This is a genomic window from Caballeronia sordidicola (assembly GCF_001544455.2).
In the GTDB taxonomy this organism is placed as follows: Bacteria; Pseudomonadota; Gammaproteobacteria; order Burkholderiales; family Burkholderiaceae; genus Caballeronia; species Caballeronia sordidicola.
The window spans coordinates 1-19,663 of sequence record NZ_FCOC02000028.1; the positions used below are offsets into that span (position 1 = coordinate 1).

Here is a 19,663-nt window from a genome sequence, read left to right on the forward strand (position 1 = left end):
GAGTCGACGGCGACGTTCGATCGGGGCGATTTCGGCGTGGATTATGGCAAGACCTACGGCTTCAAGATGAAGACGACACTGCATATTCAAGCTGAAGGCGTGCGCCAGTAAGCGTTGTTCTTGCACCCTTAAAAACCGTTCCGGCGCGCGCTGGAACGGTTTTTTTCGTCTGCTTTAAAAGCATCCGGATGCAGCGCATTCATGCCGTGGTGTCATTAATTAAATGACCGCCAGGTCATCGCCAGATACATGGCGAGATCCCACACTTCTTCTCAACGCAGCACCTGCTGCCGAACTCTTGAGGAGAACACCATGTTTGCCATCACCGGAATTACAGGCCAGGTCGGCGGGGTCGTCGCGCGCTTGCTGCTTGCATCGGGTCACAACGTCCGCGCCGTCGTGCGCGATGCAGCCAAAGGGGAGGCGTGGGCGAAGGAGGGCTGCGAAGTCGCGCTCGCCGACATGAACGATGAACACGCGCTGCAACGCGCATTCGAAGGCACGGAAGGCGTATTCGTCCTGTTGCCGCCGACCTTCGATCCGGCACCGGGCTTCCCCGAAGCCCGCAAGACAATCGCTTCGTTGCGCGCCGCACTCGCTGCAGCCGCGCCGGAAAAGATCGTGGTGCTTTCGACCATCGGTGCACAGGCCACGCAGCCCAACCTGCTCAATCAGCTACAGATCATGGAGCAGGAACTCGGCACGTTGCCCATGCCGGTCGCGTTCCTGCGCGCTGCATGGTTCATCGAAAACGCCGCCTGGGACGTGGTGCCCGCTCGAGAAACCGGCAGGGTGCCAAGTTTCCTCCAGCCGCTCGACAAACTCGTGCCCATGGTCGCCACCGCCGATATCGGCCGGGTCGCGGCCGACCTCTTACGCGAGACATGGACGGGTCGCCGGATCATCGAACTCGAGGGACCGCAACGCGTATCCCCTGACATGATCGCGGCGAGCTTTTCGCGTTTGCTTGGACGCGATGTACGCATGAATGGCGTTCCGCGTGATACGTGGGAAGACGTGTTCCGCACACAGGGCATGAAGAATCCGCTGCCGCGCATGCAGATGCTCGATGGTTTCAACGAAGAATGGATCCGCTTCGAAGGCGGTACGAACGAAGTGCGCCGTGGCCGTGTCCCGCTCGATACCGTGCTGCAATCGTTGATCGAAAAAGCCTCTTGAAAACTGTCCGTGCACTCAATTGAAGGAGCTAAAACCATGAGTCATGGTGAAACGAATAGCGCAGGCATCCGGCTAAAAGGCAAGAAGGTCATCGTGCTCGGTGGTTCGTCGGGTATTGGCCATGCCGTTGCGGAGTACGCGGTGCAGGAAGGCGCGCACGTCGTGATTGCATCGAGTAACGCGCAACGGGTGGAGGCCGTGGCAGCTTCGCTCGGAACAAAAGCCCAAGGCCGTGCACTGGATCTCACCGACGAACACGCGGTCCAGGCGTTCTTCGACTCAACCGGCAGCTTCGATCATCTGGTGTTCACTGCCGGCGATTCGTTGCGTCTTGGCGAGGTTGCAAAGACGGACTTGACCGAGGCGCGGCGCGCGTTCGATATCCGCTATTGGGGCGCGCTCGCCGCTGTCAAACATGGCGCGCCGCATATCGCGAAGGGCGGCTCGATCGTGCTGACGACCGGCATTGCAGCACTGCGTCCGCGTAGCGGCTGGGCCTTTGGGGCAAGCGTATGCGGCGCGGTGGAAGCGCTGGCGCGTGCCCTTGCCGTCGAACTTGCGCCGGTGCGCGTGAACGCGGTATCGCCGGGATTGATTGCAACGAATCTGTGGCAGAACATGTCCGAAGCAGATCGCTCGGCCATGTACGCGCAAACCGGCAAGCATCTGCCGGCAGGCCGCGTGGGCGAAGCACGCGATGTCGCCGCGGCGTACCTGTTCCTGATGGAAAGCGGTTTCGCGACAGGCCAGACTTATGTGGTGGATGGCGGAGACGTGCTGGTATAAAACATGAAGCCCCGGACTCACAACGCTCCGGGGCTTCATGATCCCTGCTAGTTCGACATCGATACGTAAGGCGAACTGAGTGGCGAAGGTGGGAAGGGCTGCACGGAATTCTGCTTCGTGAAGCTATAGCGAATATAAACAGCCGCCAGATATTCCCGATACTGATATGCGTTGCCAAGCGACGCCGTAGCGCCCACCGTCAACTGCGGCGCGAGCTGATACTCGCCCGTGGCGCTGAATGAATACGAAACGCCGGTCTTCGTCTGGCCACCGTAGGTTCCGCCCTGCGCGGCTATGAGTCCGCTGCTGCCAACCGGTTGAACGTTGCCATTGGTCGGGAAATAGTCCGACGAATCCTGCCGATAATGCTGCACGCCGATCGACCCCTTCACGTCATAGGTGAACGCGCCGCTGCGCCCCATGTACTCGACCGGCAAGTTCAGGATCACGTACTGTTGCGGGCTGAAATAACCGCCCTGGCCGTATGTGAAGAACGAAAGGTTCTTGTCGTAGTGCATGAGCGTGGTGTTCACGCCTGCGGTCAATGTCTGGTTGGCGTCTGAATAAAGGCGCGTGTAGAAACCGCCGCCGCCTTTCTCCGCCGTATTGCTTGCAACGTTATGGCCGTCGTAGTACTGGAACGAGGCGTTCAGGTATACGCCATTCGTACCATCATCCCAACCCAGGTCGAAGCGTCCGCCGTTCGACGTCACGCCGCCCCAAGTGATGCCCGCTTGCGCGTCGCGCGCGCCCGCGTACGACAGCAAGCTGTCCGTGACCGCGCGGCGGGCGACGGCGACGGAGTACGAGACCTGGTCCGTAACGGCGCCCTTGTATTGCGCGCCGCCCACTATGTTTTCCTCGAGAAAGCCCAACGGCGTGGTGCCAACATCGAGTTTCACGCTGTTCGTTTCATATCCCACCGACAAACCCACGCCGCTCGCCGTCTGGTTGCCATACTGGTTAGAGACATTGCGCGCGCCGAGTCCCGAGCCGAAGCGTTTGAGCGTATCGGCGGTTTCCTGCGCGGTGCCGGCATCGAGCGTAACAGGCGTCGCCGTGACCACGACGTGACCATTGCCCGCACGAATCCGCCCTTCGACAGGCGCCTCGATATCGGTCAGGTTCGACAGTCCGTCCTCGCCTGTGCGGCTGTGAAACACCACGCCGCCTGTCACCGTGCTCGACTGCGCTCGGTTGATCTGCGCGAGTTCATCGGCGACACCGAGCGTCTGGGCGTTCGCGATATTGCCCTGATAGGACTGTTGCCCCGGCTGAGCGACCTGCGCCGTCGGCGAGGGGACATACGCCTGCGCGTAGCCCGCTGGAGGCTGAGGAATATAGGGCTGATTCGAGTAGTACGGCTGCGGCTGTTGCTGCTGCGGATATGCGTAAGGCTGCTGCTGCGTGTAGTCGGTTTCGTCGGCGGGGCGCGCGTAACGCTGGGTCGCCTGACGCGAAGCAGCTTGCGTCGATTTGGCCGAACGCTTCGGCCTCGCTGCCGATGTGTTCGAATACACGCGCTGCTGTGACTGCGCGTTGGTCTGCGCCTCGCGCGCGGCGGGCGACATGGGCCACGGGGCGCTCATTGCCGGGTCCTGCTGCTGATATGGCTGCTGATACGGTTGCTGGTAAGGCTGCTGATATTGCTGCTGCGCCGGATAAGCCTGCTGCGCATAAGGCTGTTGATAAGGCTGCTGATATTGCGCTTGATACTGCGCCTGATATTGCCCGGCGTCCTGAGCGGGTCCTTGTCCCGGATACGGCTGCAGCGGCGCGGCGGCAGGCGCGCCGGACTGGCTTGAACCGTAGGTATCGGGACCATATCCGCCGCCCGTTGCCGGACGCGCGCCGTTAGCCGGTACGCGATAAGGCGCCGGGTACGGAGCTGCGTTGGGTGCTACAGACGGCGCCAAATAAGGTGTCGAATACGACGCGGGCTGCGGAGGAGGCAAGTAGTTCGGCACGTTTTGCGTCGGTGAATAGGGCTGGGAGTATTGCTGCGTGCGAGGTTGAGCATAGGGCTGCTGCTGCGAATACCCAGGCAATCCCGGCGCTGGATCCGACGAACGTGAAAACAGCCCTGCAAGTGGACCTGTAGGCGTACCGGCGGGGTTGGCGCCGGTATCGACGGCGGTCTTGCCTTCAAATGGATTCGTGCCCGGCAACGGTGCCGAGCCAATGCGCTGCATCGCCGATTCCCACCCGCGCGGCACCGCTGGCTGACCGTCTTGACGCACGTTCGGCGTCCGGCTGACAGGCGTATTCGCCGCGATCAACGCCTGCTGCAGATATCGCGACGCCAGCGACAACTTGCCTTCAGCGTGATACATGCGTCCCGCGGCGGCGAGCACGCGCGGGTCGTCAGGCGAGGCGAGCAACGCCTGGTTCGCGGTCGCTTCGGCAAACGAAAAATCCTTCGCGCCCGACGCGGCGCCGATCGTGGCGACCTGCAGGTTGATATCGTCGGGACGGCGCGCCAGTGCCGCGCGATAACTCGCGAGCGCGCTTTTGTCGTCTCCGGCCGAGGTGTAGAGACGCGCCAGTGCGGCTTGCAGGTCGGCGTTATCGGGCGTCGCGGCGAGCCACGGCGCGATCACGTCATAAGCGCCCGCGAGATCGCCGCGTTGCCGCACGGTATCGGCCTGTTTCACCACAATACCGACATTCAGGTTGTTGAAATCGATACGCTGCTGCGGCGTAAGCGGCGACGCCGCGAGCCTGCGCATCACGGCGCTCAACTCGGCGTCCTGCTGCGGACTGGTTTGTCCTTGCTGCACGGGAATCGCGGTCAGGATGCCCGCATATTGCAGCAGCAGGCCAGTGTCGGTGGGCGCGCTTGCCATCGCGCCGCGAACGAGCGACATGGCGCGGCCCGTATCGCCTGCCTGAAGATACGCCGTCGCGAGCACGCCGATCAGTTCAGGACTGTTCTGTGCAACCGGCGTGGCGGCCTGCAGGATCGAGATGGCCTGCTGCGTCTGCCCGGCACGCGCCATGCGACTTGCGGTATCGGCTTGAACGTGCACCCATAGGCGATGCTGCAACGTGGTCATCGCCGGCGTGCGCTGCGAGACGGGAATGCGCTCGAGCTGCGATAAACCCGTTGCCCAGTCCTGCGTCTCGGCGGACAACAAGGCGCTTGCGTACAGCGCGTCGGTCATGTCGGGGTGCGCCGCGAGCAAGCCGTCCATCATGCTGCGCGCGTTTCCGACCGCGCCCTGGCGTACATAAATGCGCGCGAGGTCGAGGCGCATCCAGACATCGTCGGGATTGTTCAGGAGCGCGTCTTCGAACAGGCTGCGGGCCGCGCCCAAATCGCCGCGGGCTTCCGCCGCGCGGGCCTGCGCCGCTTGCGCCTCGCCGCGCAGCTTGTTGATGCCGCCGGCCTTCGCCTGCTGCTCCGCGTTCAACTGGTTCGCGAACACCAGCGCTTCTTCGCCACGGCCTTGCGCGGCGAGGGCGCCAACAAGGCCGCGAATGGCATCGGGGTTGTCGGCCTGACGGCGCAGCGCCATCCTGTAAGCCTCTTCCGCGCCGCGCGGGTCGCCGCTGCCAAGCAAGGTTTCGCCGAGCAAGGTCTGCGCGGTCGTGTCCGACGGATTCAACGCAATCGCGCGCTCGAACATCGACTTCGCTTTTGCCGTTTCGCCGTTGCTGCGTGCGCCGATACCCGCGCTCGTATAGCTCCAGTACGTTGCGCTGTTCAGCGCCTCTTTCCAGCGCGCGGGGTTTCCTGCGCGCGATGCACGTTCGAGATAGGTGCGCGCTTCATCGAATTTTTCCTGCTTCAACGCAGCGACGCCCATGCCGCCGAGCGCATCGGCGTCGTTCGGGCTTTGCGCCAGCACCGCCGAAAAGCGCGCGCGGCCGGTGACGATATCGCCGCGATCGAGCGCCGCGAAACCCTCGGCGACCGCGCGTCCGCGTGCGTCCGTTGCCGCGCTCGCCTGCGAGCGTTCCTGCGCCTGCTTGTCTTGCTGGACCATCGAGTCGTAGCGCGCCTTGACGGCGGGATCGTCCGGCGAGGCCCGCAAATACGCCTGATACAACGGCGCATCCGATGCACGCGCGCCCAGCCACAGCAACGCCTGACGCCAGCTTTTCTTCGCCTGATCGCCCACCGTGCTGTCGCCGCTCAACTGCGCGAGCCGTGCAATGCCGTCGCGCCGCGTGGTGTCGCGATAAGTCAAATGCTGGGCCAGCGCGAGCGCGTAACGCGGATCGTTGGGATTGTCTTTCGCGAGTTGCGCGAGGCCCTGGCGCGCCTGATCCCAGCCTTGCGGCGTGGCGGCAAGCGCCTGGTAATATTCGAGCGTGAGTTCAGGCGTGGCGGGCTTGCCGCTCAACGCGCGCTGATATTCCTGCACTGCCGAAGCGCTCTGGCCGCTTTGCGCGAGACGCCGCGCGTCGTTCACGGTCTGGTCGCGCGGGCTGGTTTCGCCAAGCCGCCGGCCGAGTTCATCGATATTCGGATACTGCGGCGCCACCTGCCGCAAGCGCGAAAGATATTGCTGCGCGCCGCTGCCATCCTTGCGATCCGCGAGGATGATGCCCATGCCGTAGAGCGCATCGGGCTGCTTCGGGTCGATACGCAACACCTTCTGCCACGCCTGCTCGGCGAGGTCGCCGCGCCGGTGCGATTGCCAGTAGCGGCCCTGATCGATCAACACGGTCAGCGGCGCATTGGCGCTCACACCGGCATTCGCACCGGCAGCGCTGCTCGCGGCTTGAGCGAAGGCGGTCAACGGCACGTTCGCGGCGCATCCCGCCGCCACGCTCAGCGCAATCGCGCGCGCTCCGGCGTTCGTAGTCAGTGGCAACAAGGACCGTTTCAACATGCGCTTCTCCAACTCGGGACGAGTCGGCCGGCTTCGTCGAAGCGGTATCGGCCTTCTATGAATCCAGCGCCGAACAGGCCCAGCACCCGGTCGTAATAAACCGGCTCGCGGCTCACGGCGGCTGGCGATCCGATTGGCGCGTCGAGCACGGCCAGATGCGTGCGCGCAAGTCCCAGGCCACGTTCGTCGCCGAGCGCCTTGAAGTAGGGCGCAAGCGACGCCCAGTAACTCAGCGGTCCTTCGCCGCTGCCAACACCTGTCGATACCGCCACGCGCTCCGGCGGAATCCCCGTCTGCGCGACCGCCTGGCGCATGCCGCCGAGGGCCGCGAGCCACGGCTTGCTGAGCGGATCGGCGCTGGATGCCATGCCCGCCCACAAATACACGCGGATTGCGTCGTAGCTGCCGGTATCGCCGTTTTGCGGATCGACCACGAACTGGCCGCCTTTGTACGCGGCCCAGTCAGGCGCGAAGCCGCGCGGCGACGTTACCGAAACCAGCTTGTAGCCGTTTTCCGCAAGCTTGTTCCAGGGGCCATCGGGCATGGCGTGAGCCAGGGCGCGCAGCACCGGCAGCGGCGAATAACTCGGATTCAGGCGTGTCACATCGCCATTCTGAAAACCTTGAGGACCCGGCAGCAACATTGGCCCAATGCCGCCAAGGCTCCTCACTTCATGCCTGACGATCTGTTCGGCGAGCGCCTGGCCCATACGCGTATAACGCGGCTCGTTCCAGAGACGCCCGGCCTGCAGCAGGTCATAGGCGATCCATACGTCGGAGTCGGCCGCGGAATTCGGATCGAGCACGCCGAACGATCCATCCGGTCCACGGCCCCATTGCCACGACGGCAGGCGCATGTTGCCCGCATCGAACTGGTTCCCCGCGAGGTTCGCGCGGGTCCAGTTCAGGAGGCGGTCGAACATCGCGCGATCGCCGGCGACCAGCGCAAAGAACATGGCATACGACTGGCCTTCCGACGTGGTCTGCTGCACCTGCGTGGAATAGTCGACCACGTGGCCATCGGGTTGAATGAAGCGTGAAGCGAACGTCCTGTACGCGCTCCAGTCCGTGCATTCCCTTGCAGCGGTCCCGGACGCCTGAGCGTTAAAAGTAAGTCCCATGCCGGTCAGCGCCAGCCCCACGATTGCAGTCTTCGATCCACGCCTGAAACCAGCCTGCATATCAATCCCTCAAACGGCGCGCGGCGATCGCGCGCAGTGCACGGTAGAACAGTGCCGCGATGATAATGGCAGCGAGCAGGCCGCTCAAGACAAGCAGGAGCGGATGTGACGACAACGCCCATCGCATGTATTCGAATGGCGACAGACGGCCAACGTAATACGCCTGTCCATTCGATGTCACCGTCACATCGCGTCCGTGGATCACGGCCATGGCGCCCTGGATTTCCGGGAGGATGTCGTTGTCGAGCAAGGCCGCGGACAAGTCCGCGTCCGACTGTCCCGCCGCGCTGATCAATGCAACGGCGCTGCGGTCGCTCTTCAACGGCGACCTGAAACCGGTGATGAGCGCATCGCCGTTCGAACTCACGAGCGTGAGGTCGGCGCGCGCCGGCAAGCGCTCCACGCCGTGCTCGCCGTGCCACCAGTCGACGACCTTGAAAGCGACGTCGGTGATTTCGAAATTGCGCGAATCGGCGTCGCCCGAGAAGGGCATGTTTTTCGACCAGCGCTGCAACAGCGGCTGACGGCCGGGCGAACCGAGGATCAGCAGGTCCTTGTCGGCGAGGTTGTCGACCTGGTCAGCCTGCGCGACCGTCACGCCGCTCGCGGGATATCCCGTCGATGCACCCATGCGTCCCATTTCCAGCAGATACAGGCTGTAGTCGGCGGAGCTGGGATCGTCGGGCATGATGACCGCCGTTTGCGACAGGTCCGCCATCCGCGTGAACGGGAAACCGCCGTTGGCGAACGCGGCGAGGTCGGGCAGCGCCATGTAGTGCGGAAAGCCCGACAGGTCGATGGTCGAGTTCGGATCAATGGCGCCAATCACGTTGTCGAGGACGCGGCCCTGGCATTCGCCGGTTTTCGGGTAGTCGTAGAAGAAGTGCAGGCGCAATTGCGAGCGCGGTGTGAGCAGCAGCGGCGGCACGTAGATCTGATGGCGCGCGGCAGCGGTTTTATCGGGCAGCACGCGATTGAAATAGCGGCCGAGATCGAAGGTCGACGTCGCCACGGCCGGAATGCGCAGCGACTGCACGAAGCCGTCGTTCACGTTGATGTTCAGCGTGGAACGGTCGAGCGCGGGACGCACGGTGTATCGATAACCCAGGTCGATCGGCACGCCTTTCGTTTGCCACATGAACAAGTCGGGCGGCACGCGCAGGTTCACGCGCACGGCGTCGGCGTTGTAACCGCTCACGGTCAGGTCGCGTGCTTCGGCCAGTTCGCCGAAGCGCACGGGGCGGTCGGTCGGCAGCCAGTTGGGTGCGTCGTAGGGTTTGCGCGGCGCGAAATCGTTCAGTTGCGTGATCGTCACGCTCGGTCCCGAAAACGAATTCTGGCCAATGCCCAGCGCCTTCGCGGCAGTTTTCAGCTCGGAGTCGTTGCGGCCCATCACGAGCAGGAGACGTCCGCGTGCGCCGCCTTCGCGATCGCGCACGGCAATGGTCGGGCCGGAAATATCCGGCATCTGCACGCCGGCCGGATGCTGGTCGGGCGTGGCGAATATCACGGCATTACCCGAAAGCGGCACGTTGTCGATCTGCGCGGGAAACACCGCGCCGCGATAACCCGCCAGCGAACCGAGCCACGACGCGACGGTGCCCGCAGCTTCGAGCGTCGCGGGCGTGGGCTTCTGCGCGAACACGAACGGCAGTTCGAGACGGCGGACATCGCGGCGATCGAAAAAGGGCGCAGGAAGCGCGGCGAGATCGGGCTTGCTTTCAAGCGACGCATACGTCAGGTCGAGCGAACTCGCATTGCTGACGGTGGCCCACAGCGTGGAGTTCGACGGGTCCTCGCACTGCTGCGTGTAATGGCCGATCAGCTCCACGTTCAGGTGGTTGAATTCGGTGATGAACCGCGGGTCGATGGATACATCGCGCGCAACCAGGATACCGGCCTGATCGCGAGGCACGGGCAAGGTCGCAGCGACTTCGCCGTTGACCAGCACTTTGAGTTGCGATATCGACGGCAGCAGCGAAGGCGAATAGCTATAGATCAGATGCAGCACCGCACCGGTCACGACTTCGTCGCCGCGCACGGAAAACGGCACGCCGTTCTGGCCGTCCGTGCCGCGCAATTGCAGCGGATCGAGCGCGCCGAGATCGGCAAAGGTCAGCGTCTGGCGGCGTCCGCCTGGAACCAGCGTGCCGGGCTCGGCGGTCGTCGGCGTCTTCGATGCAAGCGAGCGGACTGCGGGCACCGCCGACGCACCCACCGCACCCGACGCCGCTTGCCCGAATGCAGGCACGGCCACGGCGAGCGGCGGCTGGTCGATCGTCGCCTTGTTGTACGGTGCGGCGGGGCCGGGCAACGGCACGCCATTGGAAGCGGTTGGCGCGGGCGCGGCAAGCGTCCCTGCAGCGGAGGCTTCTCTCGCACTGGAGGCCGCCGCAGCATTGGCAAGCGAAGCCAGCGGCACCGCGAGCGCGGTTTGCAACGCCATCCAGCAAGCAAGCGCGCGCATCAGCGAACGAGGAATAGGGCGGGAGCGCAAGGGCGCGGGCACAGCCCGATCTTGTTCGCCTCGTCCGTTATCAAGGCGCGGCATCGTGATTCCCTTACCCATGTCAGTCTTTAGTCTTCAATTTTTTGGCGCCCGGGGCGCGCGTGACCACCCACGTCCGCGCGTCGATGAAAAGATGTTCGAACAACGCGCCGATACCGCCCACGCCCACCGTCAGCACATGCCGCAAGCCCCGCAGCGGCGCGTCCGGCGTGCGGCCTTCGGACCAGTGGGTCCAGGCATCGGCGCGGGCGAAGGTGGTCTTCACGAACTCGAATTCCTGCTCCCGGGTCAGCGCCGAGAACCGCAGTCCAACGCGGCCGACAGCACTGAAACCGACCGTGGCGGGGAACGCGTATTCTTCATCGCCACGAAAGAGGGAGACGGTGACTTTCTCGTGCAGCGGCACCTGCAGGTCGCCGGGCAGCTTCACGCCCACGCCGCCTTCCGAGTAGTCCATGGTTTCGCAGGCGAGCGTGCGGCCCGTCGAAAACTTGAGCATCACGGGCATCTTCATTTCAACGCGATGGGTCGAGCGCACTTGCTTGCGTTCGCTCGCCGCCGCCACGCTCGCGCCGAGGATCAGCATGTTGTACGTGGTCCACGCGAGATTGAGCAGCACCGTGTTTACCTCGCTCGTCACGTCCCAGTGAATGTAGATGTTCACGAGTCCCGCTATAAACCCGAGCAGGTTCAGCACCAGCAGGATCAGGTACGGCCGCGAGATGCTGTAGTCGAAATAATCCTTCGCGATCTGGCCGCCCTTGGCCGTCACGTTGAACTTGCCGAGTTTCGGGTTGATCAGCGCGAGCAAGGTCGGCGCGGTGATGTACGAAGCCAGCACGGACTCGTACACTTCCGCCCAGAACGAATGGCGGAACTGGCGCTGCATGCGCGAGTTCGTGATGCTCGCGTGCATCATGTGCGGCAGCGCGTAGATGGCGATAGTGCCCGCCGCCGCCTGGATCACGTGCGCGCCGAAGAACAAATACGACAGCGGCGCGGTCAGGAACACGAGGCGCGGAATGCCGTAGAAGAAGTGCATCATGCCGTTCAGATAACAGAGCCGCTGGCCGAGCTTGAGCCCCTTGCCCGTCAGCGGGTTATCGATACGGAAAATCTGCGTCATGCCACGCGCCCAGCGAATCCGCTGGCCGATATGCCCCGACAAACTTTCTGTGGCAAGCCCCGCCGCCTGCGGAATCGCGAGATACGCGGTCGTATATCCCAGCCGATGCAGCTTCAAGGCCGTGTGCGCATCTTCCGTCACCGTTTCCACCGCAATGCCGCCAATCTCCTCGACCATCGACCGGCGTAGCAGCGCGCACGAACCGCAGAAGAACGTTGCATTCCAGAGGTCGTTGCCGTCCTGCACGAGGCCATAGAACAGTTCGCCTTCGTTGGGCACCTTGCGGAATGTGCCGAGATTGCGCTCGAACGGATCGGGCGAGAAGAAATGGTGCGGGGTTTGCAGCAACGACAACAGCTTGTCCTTCAGGAACCAGCCAAGGCCGATCTGCAAAAACGAGCGCGTGGGAATGTGATCGCAATCGAAGATAGCGAGATATTCGCCGCTCGTGATCTTCAGCGCTTCATTGATGTTGCCGGCCTTCGCGTGCCGGTTGTGCGTGCGGATGGTCCACGTCACGCCGACTTCCTCGCAGAACGCCTTGAAGTCCGGACGGCGGCCGTCATCGAGGACATGGATCGAGATCTTGTCCTTCGGGTAATCCATCGCGAGCGCCGCGTAGATGGTCGGCTTCACCACGCCGAGCGGCTCGTTATAGGTCGGAATGAAGACATCGACGGTCGGCCACTCGTCGCGGTTTTGCGGCAGCGGCATGGGCCGTCTTTGCAGCGGCCACGCGGTCTGGAAATAGCCGAGCATCAGCACGATCGCCGAATACACTTCGGCTGCGACCAGCAGCAGGCCCCAGGCGGCGTCGAGCGGACGTTCCCAGTAGGTCGTCTCCGTCAGACGCCAGAACATATAGCGTCCGGTCACCGTCACCGACAGCATGATCATCACGAGCGTGGCGTATTGTCCGCGCAGACGCCTGAACGCCATCGCAAAGCCGAAGCAGCAGCACGCGAAAATCAGCTGCTGGGTTGCGACCAGCGGCACGGTCCAGACGAAATACATCGTCGCAATCGCGAACAGGGTCAAAAGACCCGTGAAGATCCGGCTGCTCCAGATGCCGGAATCGACCAGGCGTTCGAGCCGCGAGGGAATTTCGTCGGCTTCCGACAGGCGTCGTGCGCGGGGCTTGTTCATGCGACGTTCCTCGACGTGACGGGCATGGCGTCGACTGAATTGAGGAGCCATTCGCCGCATGCGCGAAGATCCGCCGTGGCCTGGCTCAGCGGATCGTAATGGATCAGGGTGGTGTCGCAAGCGAGCGATTCGCTCACGCCTTCGTCAAGATGAATGACGCCCGGGAACATCTTGCCGCCGAGCATGTTGCGCAAGACCTTGAGCACGTCCTTGGTCAACTGGCGCGTCTGGTCGACCTGGTTCACCACGTATCCCGTGCCCGCGAAGTTCGCGCGCGGCGTGGCGTACGCCTCGATCATGCGTTCCATCTGCGGGATGGCCGCGTAAGACGCGGCGTCGGCCAGCACCACGTTCAGCGCGAAATTCGCGGCGGTCAGCGCCGTGCGCGTGTAGACCGAGGAACCCGGCGGGGTATCGACGATCACGATATCGTTAGTGTCGAGCTTGAGCGTGTCGAGCGACTGCGCGAGCCATTGCGGCTCACGGTCCACATACGCCTCGAAGCGCCGGCGGTCGTCTTCCAGCACCGCGCCGTAGGGCAGCACGGTGACGCCGTCCACGCCGTCGAACATCACGGTTTGCCATGCGTCGGCGGCAAGCGTGGCGCGCGAGATTCCGTCGATACTGTCAAGCGGAATGCCGAAGTGCAGGCGCAGTGCGTTCTGCGGATCGAGGTCGAGCGCAATCACACGACGCCCGCGCGCGGCGAGCACCGAGGCCAGGTTCGCGGCGAGCGTGGTTTTACCCACGCCGCCCTTGGCGGACACCACGGTGACGACTTTCATGATCTTGACGTGCGTTTCGCGAGCCACGAGTGTGCGGCAGGCGCTTCATGCGTCGATACCGCGGCCGGTCCGCGCAGACGCTCGAACATGGATTGCAGCGAGTCGGGATGGGGCGCGCCGGTCTGCTGTGCGCCGGCGGCATGGCTCGGGCCTTGTGGACGGAACAGCTTGCCGAGGATCGACTGGGTCTTGGGCTCCGGAACAGGTTGCGCGGGTTGAGCGCGGGGCAGGGAAGGCTTCGCCGCGGGTTGCGGCCGTTGCGACTGGAACACGCCTGCAAAACCGGGCAGCTTTTCCGGCGTGGAAAGCGGCTGGGAGCGCGGCAGCGATGGCCGATGTTGCGGCTGTTGCTGCTGCTGAGCCTGAGAAGGCTGCTGTTGAAGCCGCGCGATGAGATCGGGTGCAGCGGGTGTTGCGGTTGCCGCGGGTGCCGCCGCTGCTTGAGTGGGCGCCGCTGGCGCTTCATCGACGTTCGAAACACCTTCGACCGCGTCGATGAGCGCCGAGAAACGTGCAGCGCCGACAGGCGAGCCCGGCAACGCCACGTTTTCGACCGGGGGAATGGTCTTGCGGTTCGGGCGCGAGAAGAGGCGCGGACGTGTTTCGCGGGTGAAGGGCGTGGCGACGGGCGGTTTCCCCGAAGCGTTTGCCAGCGTGCCTGACGCCGATACTTCATCGGACGTCGCGCTATCGGCGGGCGCGCCCCAAGGCTTCCTGCGCGGTTCCTCGGAGCGGTCCTGCGCCGCAGCAAGCAGCGACTCACGATTCGGCGCGATGTTGGGGATCGACGGCTGCGACAGGTCGAGCGTCGCGAGCAGCGGCCACCGGGTACGCGCGTGACTCGCCTCGTTCTCCCGGCCGATCTCCTGATAGTTGCCGGCGTCGCCGCCAAACTGGTCGAACAGCTTTTCAATATCGCGCGAAGGGTTCATGTGCTGCATCCTCGTACTGGTTTTACCTTGGGCTTTACCCTCGCGGCCGCTGGCCGGCGACCGTCGCGCTCTTGGCGCCTATATAGGTAATGCTTGATCTACCGCTTAAGTCTTGATGCCGGTTTGCTGATGCACGGCTTTACCGTCTGCCGGTTTCGCTTCCTAGCTTGTATAACGGCCGAGCCTGAACTCGACTGCAGCGGTTTCGTCGAATTCTCCTGCCTGCACCACGGCGAGCCCGTCAGCGCCAAGCGCGCTTAGCCATTCCTGATACGCGCCTTCCAGAAACGCCGGTGTCCACGGCAGCGCGTTCGCGCCAAAGGCGAGCAATGGCGGGCAGCAATGGACAATGCGCAGATACTCCGGCTCGTCGGCTACTTCCACGAATCCCCAATCGACGTCGTTCCAGACCGCGTTCAATGCGGCGCCCAGTTCAGGCGTGTTGCTGCATGCGGGCAGCGGATGGGCGGCCGCGAAGCGGCGGCCAACGCGCTGCATCAACTGGCGCAGTTCGTCCCGGCCGATCTGCGTGTCGAACTCTTCTGCCAGCGCGACGAGAACCCCACGCCATTGCGAAGAAATTTGCCGGTCCAGCAGATAGTCCAGAGTCATAGCCATGATGTTGGGAGAATGCGGCGTAGTGGTCACTAGGAAGTTAATGTTTTTGGCAGCCGTTGAAACCAGTATTTATTACTTGTAGTTGCTTATAGGCAAGCAATGGTTTCAGTACGGCTTACCCAATAAGCCGGGAGTCTACTTCAAGCCGATTTGTTTTTGCCACTTAACGCACCTTAGCAAAAAGTTTTGTGGTTTAAGCCGCAAATAGAAGGGGAAAAGACCGTTTTGTTTAGGGTATGTAGAAGGGCTTGAGGCGCGCAAACGTTAAAGCATCGATTTCTTTCGTCAGTTTAATCAAGCTTGAATGGATGGTGTGAGGTACTACGTTTGAGCGAGTGATCTGGATGTCAGCGTTAACCAGAGCAGCAATGTTTTGACAGTTGATTAGCAGCCGTAAATACGGTCTGCCCCGTGGTTTTCTCGCGATGGTTCGGCTCGCTGTGGTGCGTACCGCGTTACAGGGCGATCAGCGCGGCGATCACCGCATAGCGTGCCGTCTTGGCAATGGCGACAATCAGCAGGAACGACCACAACGGCTCGCGCAGCACGCCGGCGATCATTGTCAGCGGGTCGCCCACGACGGGTGTCCAACTGAGCAGCAGCGTCCATCGGCCGAAGCGCTTGTACCAGTTCTCCGCGCGGTCGAGCGCGCGCTGCTTGATCGGGAACCAGCGCTTGTCGCGCAACTTTTCGATAGAACGGCCGAGCGCCCAGTTGATCGTCGATCCCGCCACGTTCCCGACGCTTGCAACCGCCACGAGTATCCACACAGGTTGCTTGTGGGCAATCAGCAGCCCGGCGAGCAAGGCTTCGGACTGGAGGGGAAAAAGTGTCGCCGCGACCAGCGCGACGGCAAAGAGCCCGCCATAGACAGATAGATCAGCCATGAATAAATAAATGCGCAGCGCGGCGTGCGGCGGTTGAAAGGCCGACAGCTTAACGTGTTGCCCACGAAGCGGGCGATTCCCCGCCGGTAAATCGATGGATTGAACGGATTGAACGCCCGTCGCAGACTTGTTACCTTGAACCCGCGGCGCAAACCTTCATCGCAACACTTAGTCAGGAGACGTCATGCCTTATATGCTGCTCATCGCCGAGCCGGTTGGTCAGCGTGCCGAACGCACGGAGTCCGAAGGCCGGTTTCTCTACGATCGCATGGTCGAGTTTGGCGCCGGGCTGAAGGAGCGCGGACTGCTGGTTGCGAGCGAATCGCTGGCATCGGAGGGCGTGCGGGTTAAGAAGCGCAACGGCAAGGCGAGCCTGATCGATGGGCCTTTCGCCGAAGCCAAGGAAATGATCGGCGGCTTCTATATGCTCACTTGCGAGACGCAGGAAGAAGCAATCGAGATTGCGTCCGCGTGTCCGGCAGCGGAGTGGTGCGAGGTCGAGGTCAGAAAGATCGCGCCGTGCTGGGTGTGACCGGCGCTTGCCTCGGGCCGGGTGTTTACCCGTAATCATCGAGGCAATGTCGATTCGGTGAATCGTGAATCGTCGTGGGGATGAGGGCGCGCAATCGCGTTCTCGCGTTCTTTGAACCACGAGGACAACGGCGATGCGATTCATCATCATGGTCAAATCGACCGAAAAGACGGAAACCGGCGCACCGCCCGGGCACGCGCTGATCAAGTCGATGGCCGCGTATCACGAAGATCTGGCCAAAGCCGGCGTGCTGCTCGATGCAAGCGGTTTTCAGCCCAGCGCCAAAGGCTGGCGCGTGTATTACGACAAAGGCTGTCGCACGGTGATGGACGGGCCTTTCGCCGAGACAAAGGAACTGATCGCTGGATACACGCTGATCCAGGTTCGTTCGCGCGAAGAAGCCATGGAATGGGTGCGCCGCTTTCCCGCGCCGATGGGCGAGCGCGAGTTTGGCGAAATAGAAGTGCGGCAGTTGTATGAACTCGACGAACCGGGTTCGGGAGACGCGACGGAGCGCTTCCGTGAACCTGGGTCGGCCCGGCGTTGAAACGCCCATCCCTATTGCGAGAACAAGCGAGGACCTGAAATGCACAAGCAAATCTACGTGAACCTGCCGGTGACCGATTTAAAGAAGTCGCAGGCTTTTTTCAGCGAACTGGGTTTCACCTTCGAGCCGCGCTTCACCAACGACCAGGCCGCAGCCATGATCGTTGGCGAGAACATTTTTGTCATGCTGCTCACACGGCCGTTCTTTCAGGGGTTTACGGCGAAGACGATCATCGATGCCAGTACGCATGTGGAAGCGCTCACGTGCCTGTCGTGCGAAAGCCGCGCCGAAGTCGATGAGATCGTCGCCCGGGCCGTGCGTGCCGGTGGAAGCACGCCACGTCCCGTGCAGGATTACGGCTTCATGTACAGCCATGGTTTCGATGATATCGACGGCCATACGTGGGAGTTCGTGCATATGGACCCGAACGCCGCGGGCGCTCCGTGAGGGAGACGCCGGGCGCGCGGCAGGAGGGGACGCAGCACGCGACCCATCGCGCGATAGAAGCCGTCTGGCGGATGGAGGCGGCAAAAGTTATCGCGGTGGTCACGCGAATGGTGCGTGACGTAGCGCTTGCCGAGGAATTCGCGCAGGACGCGTTGATTGCCGCGCTCGAGCATTGGCCGGTTGATGGCGTGCCGGACAATCCGGGCGCGTGGCTCATGACCACGGCGAAGCATCGTGCGCTCGACCGGTTGCGCCAGGATGCGTTGCACGAGCGCAAACATCAGGAACTGGGGCTCGACATGGATGCGCGCGAGGAGCATGTCACGCCGGATTTCGTCGATGCGCTCGATGCCGCGCGTGAAGACGACATAGGCGACGACCTGTTGCGGCTCGTGTTCACCGCATGCCATCCCGTGTTGTCGCTCGATGCCCGCGTGGCGTTGACCTTGCGCCTTCTGGGTGGCCTCACCACCGATGAAATCGCGCGTGCGTTCCTGCAGCCCGAGCCGACCATTGCGCAGCGCATCGTGCGCGCGAAGCGGACGTTATCGGCGGCGCGCGTGCCGTTCGAAGTGCCCAACGCCGAGGCACGCGCGGCGCGCCTCGCTTCCGTGCTCGAAGTGATCTATCTGATCTTCAACGAAGGCTATTCGGCCACGGCCGGCGACGACTGGATGCGGCCATCGTTATGCGATGACGCCTTGCGCCTGGGGCGGATCCTGGCCGGTCTCGCGCCCGGCGAAAGCGAGGTGCACGGGCTGGTCGCGCTGATGGAGATCCAGGCATCGCGGATTCATGCTCGCACTGACGCCAGCGGCCGGGCGATCCTGCTGATGGACCAGGATCGGAGCCGATGGGACCCGTTGTTGATCCGGCGCGGGCTGGCGGCGCTGGAACGTTCCGAGGCGTTGGATGGACTGCGCGGGCCGTATGCGTTGCAGGGCGCGTTGGCGGCGTGCCATGCGCGCGCGCCGCGGGCGGAGGATACGGACTGGGCGCAGATCGTGGCTTTGTACGATGCACTTTCGGTGGTGGCGCCTTCGCCTGTGGTGGAGTTGAACCGCGCGGTGGCGGTCGGGATGGCGTTCGGTGCGGCGGCGGGGCTGGAAATTGTCGAGCGGCTGGAGCGCGATGCGGCGCTGGCGAACTATCACTGGTTGCCGAGCGTGAAAGGGGATTTGCTTGCCAGGCTCGGGCGGTTCGAGGAAGCGCGCACGGAGTTCGAGCGGGCCGCGGCGATGACCAGGAATGCGAGGGAGCGGGAGTTGTTGCTGGAGCGGGCGGCGGAAACGGAGAAACCAGCAAAGGAATGAGCAGCGCCTAAGCCCCCATCCCCGCCACTTCCACCACAACCCCCTTCAACGCCTTGAACGGCGCCAACTGCTCCGCCCTTGCCAACCCGGTCGTAATCAACGTCCAGTCCCGCTCAAGCGGTGTCCAATGCTGTTGCCTCGCGCGCCCGAGCTTGTCGGCGTCGGCGAGAACGATCAGTTTTGCCGCGCGCCGGATGATGCAATCCTTCAGGTAAGCCTGCTCGGCCGTCGCCTCGCACAGGCCAAAATCCGCTGCAACGCCGTCCGCGCCGAGAAACGCCACATCCACGCTCAAGCGGCTCAGCACCAGTTCCGCGAGCGGCCCGAGCGTACTCATGCTCGATGCCCGCAAATCCCCGCCGATCAGCGTGATCCTCACATCCGGCGCATTCGCGAGCGTCATCACGGCAAGCAGGTTGTTCGTCACCACATGCAAATCACGATGCGCGCTCAACTGCCGCGCAAGCGCCGCGCACGTCGTGCCGCCATCGAGCAACACGGTGTCACCGTCGTGAACATGCACCGCCGCCGCCTGCGCAATCGCTTCCTTCTGCTCGCGCTGCGCCGACTTGCGCTCTTCCAGCGACGCCTCCGGCTCGTGCGCGCCGACCAGCGCCGTCGCGCCGCCGTAGGTGCGCACCAGCCGCCGCTCCTTCGCGAGCATGGTGAGATCGCGCCGCACCGTTGCCTCCGATACCCCCAGCGCCTCGCTCAACTGCTCGACATTGGCGTCGCGAGTGAGGACGAGATCGAGGATGGCGCGGTGACGGTCGGCGGCTTTCATCGTGATGGGCTCATGCGAAGAACAAGGCCGCCGATGTTACACGACTGAAA

15 protein-coding genes and 1 pseudogene are annotated in these 19,663 nt (G+C 63.3%); 7 read left to right on the top strand and 9 right to left on the bottom strand.

From position 1 onward, the window contains the following. The 3 genes and pseudogenes from AWB64_RS32430 to AWB64_RS27775 form a co-directional block, all read left to right on the top strand. Positions 1-111 (top strand): annotated as a pseudogene (locus AWB64_RS32430) (polyisoprenoid-binding protein); the annotation flags it as partial. Positions 112-312: 201 nt separating this feature from the next. Then, a complete protein-coding gene (locus AWB64_RS27770; protein WP_060858625.1) occupies positions 313-1,179 on the top strand; it encodes an NmrA family NAD(P)-binding protein in 867 nt (288 codons plus the stop codon). A gap of 36 nt (positions 1,180-1,215) precedes the next feature. Next, a complete protein-coding gene (locus tag AWB64_RS27775) occupies positions 1,216-1,965 on the top strand; it encodes an SDR family oxidoreductase (RefSeq protein WP_060858626.1) in 750 nt (249 codons plus the stop codon). A 47-nt stretch (positions 1,966-2,012) separates the two neighbouring features. On the opposite strand, the gene AWB64_RS27780 is transcribed toward AWB64_RS27775, so the two are convergent. The 8 genes from AWB64_RS27780 to AWB64_RS27815 all read right to left on the bottom strand — a co-directional run bounded on the left by AWB64_RS27780 (position 2,013) and on the right by AWB64_RS27815 (position 15,990). After that, positions 2,013-6,806, bottom strand: coding sequence for a cellulose biosynthesis protein BcsC (locus AWB64_RS27780; RefSeq protein ID WP_060858627.1), 4,794 nt, complete (start codon positions 6,804-6,806; stop codon positions 2,013-2,015). Beyond that, positions 6,800-7,987: a cellulose synthase complex periplasmic endoglucanase BcsZ gene (gene bcsZ, locus AWB64_RS27785; RefSeq protein ID WP_060858628.1), complete on the bottom strand. Its 1,188-nt coding sequence runs from the start codon at positions 7,985-7,987 to the stop codon at positions 6,800-6,802. The genes AWB64_RS27780 and bcsZ overlap by 7 nt, the downstream gene beginning before the upstream one ends. Position 7,988: 1 nt before the next feature. Next, a complete protein-coding gene (gene bcsB, locus AWB64_RS27790) occupies positions 7,989-10,556 on the bottom strand; it encodes a cellulose biosynthesis cyclic di-GMP-binding regulatory protein BcsB (RefSeq protein ID WP_060858629.1) in 2,568 nt (855 codons plus the stop codon). 1 nt (position 10,557) lies between these two features. Next, positions 10,558-12,768: a UDP-forming cellulose synthase catalytic subunit gene (gene bcsA / locus AWB64_RS27795; RefSeq protein ID WP_060858630.1), complete on the bottom strand. Its 2,211-nt coding sequence runs from the start codon at positions 12,766-12,768 to the stop codon at positions 10,558-10,560. Beyond that, on the bottom strand, positions 12,765-13,553 hold the full coding sequence (bcsQ, locus tag AWB64_RS27800; RefSeq protein WP_060858631.1) for a cellulose biosynthesis protein BcsQ: 789 nt from the start codon (positions 13,551-13,553) through the stop codon (positions 12,765-12,767). The genes bcsA and bcsQ overlap by 4 nt, the downstream gene beginning before the upstream one ends. After that, a complete protein-coding gene (gene bcsP, locus AWB64_RS32090) occupies positions 13,550-14,485 on the bottom strand; it encodes a cellulose biosynthesis protein BcsP (protein ID WP_060858632.1) in 936 nt (311 codons plus the stop codon). Before bcsP ends, bcsQ begins: the two co-directional genes overlap by 4 nt. 162 nt (positions 14,486-14,647) lie before the next feature. Continuing rightward, positions 14,648-15,103: a cellulose biosynthesis protein BcsD gene (bcsD, locus tag AWB64_RS27810; RefSeq protein WP_060858633.1), complete on the bottom strand. Its 456-nt coding sequence runs from the start codon at positions 15,101-15,103 to the stop codon at positions 14,648-14,650. Between the two features lie 455 nt (positions 15,104-15,558). Beyond that, the gene (locus AWB64_RS27815) at positions 15,559-15,990 is read right to left on the bottom strand and encodes a YqaA family protein (RefSeq protein ID WP_060858634.1); all 432 of its coding nucleotides are present in this window, start codon (positions 15,988-15,990) and stop codon (positions 15,559-15,561) included. Positions 15,991-16,174: 184 nt separating this feature from the next. Between AWB64_RS27815 and AWB64_RS27820 the strand changes: the two genes are divergently transcribed. From AWB64_RS27820 to AWB64_RS27835, 4 genes are all read left to right on the top strand, one after another. Then, positions 16,175-16,522: a YciI family protein gene (locus AWB64_RS27820; protein ID WP_060858635.1), complete on the top strand. Its 348-nt coding sequence runs from the start codon at positions 16,175-16,177 to the stop codon at positions 16,520-16,522. Between the two features lie 133 nt (positions 16,523-16,655). Further along, positions 16,656-17,069 carry a YciI family protein gene (locus AWB64_RS27825; RefSeq protein WP_060858636.1) on the top strand — a complete coding sequence of 138 codons (414 nt, stop codon included), beginning with the start codon at positions 16,656-16,658 and terminating at the stop codon, positions 17,067-17,069. Between the two features lie 39 nt (positions 17,070-17,108). After that, positions 17,109-17,516 (top strand): VOC family protein, encoded by a 408-nt coding sequence (locus tag AWB64_RS27830; RefSeq protein ID WP_060858637.1) that lies wholly within the window; start codon positions 17,109-17,111, stop codon positions 17,514-17,516. 71 nt (positions 17,517-17,587) lie between these two features. Further along, on the top strand, positions 17,588-18,829 hold the full coding sequence (locus AWB64_RS27835; protein WP_060858638.1) for an RNA polymerase sigma factor: 1,242 nt from the start codon (positions 17,588-17,590) through the stop codon (positions 18,827-18,829). A gap of 7 nt (positions 18,830-18,836) precedes the next feature. On the opposite strand, the gene AWB64_RS27840 is transcribed toward AWB64_RS27835, so the two are convergent. Next, complete coding sequence (locus AWB64_RS27840) at positions 18,837-19,613, bottom strand: DeoR/GlpR family DNA-binding transcription regulator (RefSeq protein WP_060858639.1); 777 nt, start codon at positions 19,611-19,613, stop codon at positions 18,837-18,839. Positions 19,614-19,663: the final 50 nt, after the last annotated feature.

Coding starts and splice junctions, on each gene's coding strand:
- AWB64_RS27770 (WP_060858625.1), top strand. CDS start 313: ATGTTTGCCATCACCGGAATTACAGGCCAGGTCGGCGGGGTCGTCGCG.
- AWB64_RS27775 (WP_060858626.1), top strand. CDS start 1,216: ATGAGTCATGGTGAAACGAATAGCGCAGGCATCCGGCTAAAAGGCAAG.
- AWB64_RS27780 (WP_060858627.1), bottom strand. CDS start 6,806: ATGTTGAAACGGTCCTTGTTGCCACTGACTACGAACGCCGGAGCGCGC.
- bcsZ (WP_060858628.1), bottom strand. CDS start 7,987: ATGCAGGCTGGTTTCAGGCGTGGATCGAAGACTGCAATCGTGGGGCTG.
- bcsB (WP_060858629.1), bottom strand. CDS start 10,556: ATGGGTAAGGGAATCACGATGCCGCGCCTTGATAACGGACGAGGCGAA.
- bcsA (WP_060858630.1), bottom strand. CDS start 12,768: ATGAACAAGCCCCGCGCACGACGCCTGTCGGAAGCCGACGAAATTCCC.
- bcsQ (WP_060858631.1), bottom strand. CDS start 13,553: ATGAAAGTCGTCACCGTGGTGTCCGCCAAGGGCGGCGTGGGTAAAACC.
- bcsP (WP_060858632.1), bottom strand. CDS start 14,485: ATGAACCCTTCGCGCGATATTGAAAAGCTGTTCGACCAGTTTGGCGGC.
- bcsD (WP_060858633.1), bottom strand. CDS start 15,103: ATGGCTATGACTCTGGACTATCTGCTGGACCGGCAAATTTCTTCGCAA.
- AWB64_RS27815 (WP_060858634.1), bottom strand. CDS start 15,990: ATGGCTGATCTATCTGTCTATGGCGGGCTCTTTGCCGTCGCGCTGGTC.
- AWB64_RS27820 (WP_060858635.1), top strand. CDS start 16,175: ATGCCTTATATGCTGCTCATCGCCGAGCCGGTTGGTCAGCGTGCCGAA.
- AWB64_RS27825 (WP_060858636.1), top strand. CDS start 16,656: ATGCGATTCATCATCATGGTCAAATCGACCGAAAAGACGGAAACCGGC.
- AWB64_RS27830 (WP_060858637.1), top strand. CDS start 17,109: ATGCACAAGCAAATCTACGTGAACCTGCCGGTGACCGATTTAAAGAAG.
- AWB64_RS27835 (WP_060858638.1), top strand. CDS start 17,588: ATGGAGGCGGCAAAAGTTATCGCGGTGGTCACGCGAATGGTGCGTGAC.
- AWB64_RS27840 (WP_060858639.1), bottom strand. CDS start 19,613: ATGAAAGCCGCCGACCGTCACCGCGCCATCCTCGATCTCGTCCTCACT.